The sequence below is a fragment of the Novipirellula caenicola genome (genome assembly GCF_039545035.1).
GTDB classification, from domain to species: domain Bacteria; phylum Planctomycetota; class Planctomycetia; order Pirellulales; family Pirellulaceae; genus Novipirellula; species Novipirellula caenicola.
This window is the reverse complement of record NZ_BAABRO010000074.1, coordinates 1-1,178: the sequence shown is the minus strand read 5'-3', so window position 1 is coordinate 1,178 and position 1,178 is coordinate 1. Positions and strand designations below refer to the sequence as shown.

The following is a 1,178-nucleotide window of genomic DNA, read 5'->3' as shown; positions in this document are numbered from 1 at the left end:
ATCTAACGCGACCGATTCGGCGAGGCTAATGCCATCACCGAGCGTTACCCCTGCAAAGGCAGTCTCAATTCGCGCGATCAACGCCGACGCTTCAGTGTCCATTCAATCAACGGTGTTCGCAGAACGGCGGACATGACCGGGGACGCGCGAACGAGTCACCACTTGTCGCCGCGCTGCCGCGTCCTCCGGTCCATGTCATGGTTCGTCGGTGTATTTGGTTCGCGATAGATCGTTGTGTCGTTGATAGACGCGAACAATCGGAATCGCGTTGCTCGTAAGTTGATTGTACCGTGGCATGTCCTTGCGAGCACAAAAAAGGTGTGCTGAACTCAGCGAGTTACGTTGCAGCATCGCGACAGCCGCACCGGCGATTGGATCACCGCAGAGATCAATCGAAAAATGTGAAAGTGACGGTTGCCGTTCGAGAAAGGCGACTGCGTCAGGGGAAGGGATCATCCCCGCGATGTCCACATGCGTGAGGTTGGTGCTTGCCCAGTTCACAAATAAATCGGACGAAGCATCGTTGTTACCGTATTGTAGGGTTGTCAGGCGGTTTTGATTGTGAATCCACGAAATCGTTTCGTCGGAAACAGTGCAATCATTGATGGTAAGTTGTGTAAGCGCGCCATCGGATCGCAGCCGGTCCAAATTGTAATTGTCCAATTCGCAAGACGTGATAACTAGCATCCCGAGCGACTCGCCACCGGTCAGTGTGATCGGAGAGCGTGACTTCAGATTCGACACATAAAGTTGTTGAACCGTTGGAGCGATTGCAAGTATCGGTGATTGATCCGCGTTGCATGCGCGAATCGACAAGACACGCAGGTTTGTGCATCGTTTGATGAGGCGATGCGCGTCGGTTCCAATTTGACGCCCACGCAAGGTGAGGTGTGTCACCCCAGTGACGTCGTCGCGTGCCTGAGGAATTGCAGCGTCAAACTCAAGTTCGAGCACGGCCGGATGAATCACAGGCTTCGGCGCGCAACCTGGGGCGAGAGAAGCAATTGCAAGGCAGATCAACGCGTTGCGCATCGTGTGTCTTCAGTCCGACGAACGGGAGCGATGTGCGGGCGGCGAAGGGTGATTGAGCCACTTTGCAAAAACGATGCCGCCGCTCCGTCACCATCGCATGGTTATCGCAGATCGCAGCAAGCATGAATCGAGTATGGTTGCAGTGG

Annotated in this window: 1 protein-coding gene; it reads right to left on the bottom strand. The window is 54.7% G+C overall.

Translation table 11 applies throughout. The features are described from left to right. Positions 1-195: 195 nt before the first annotated feature. Complete coding sequence (locus ABEA92_RS31315) at positions 196-816, bottom strand: hypothetical protein (RefSeq protein WP_345689820.1); 621 nt, start codon at positions 814-816, stop codon at positions 196-198. Positions 817-1,178 lie beyond the last annotated feature (362 nt).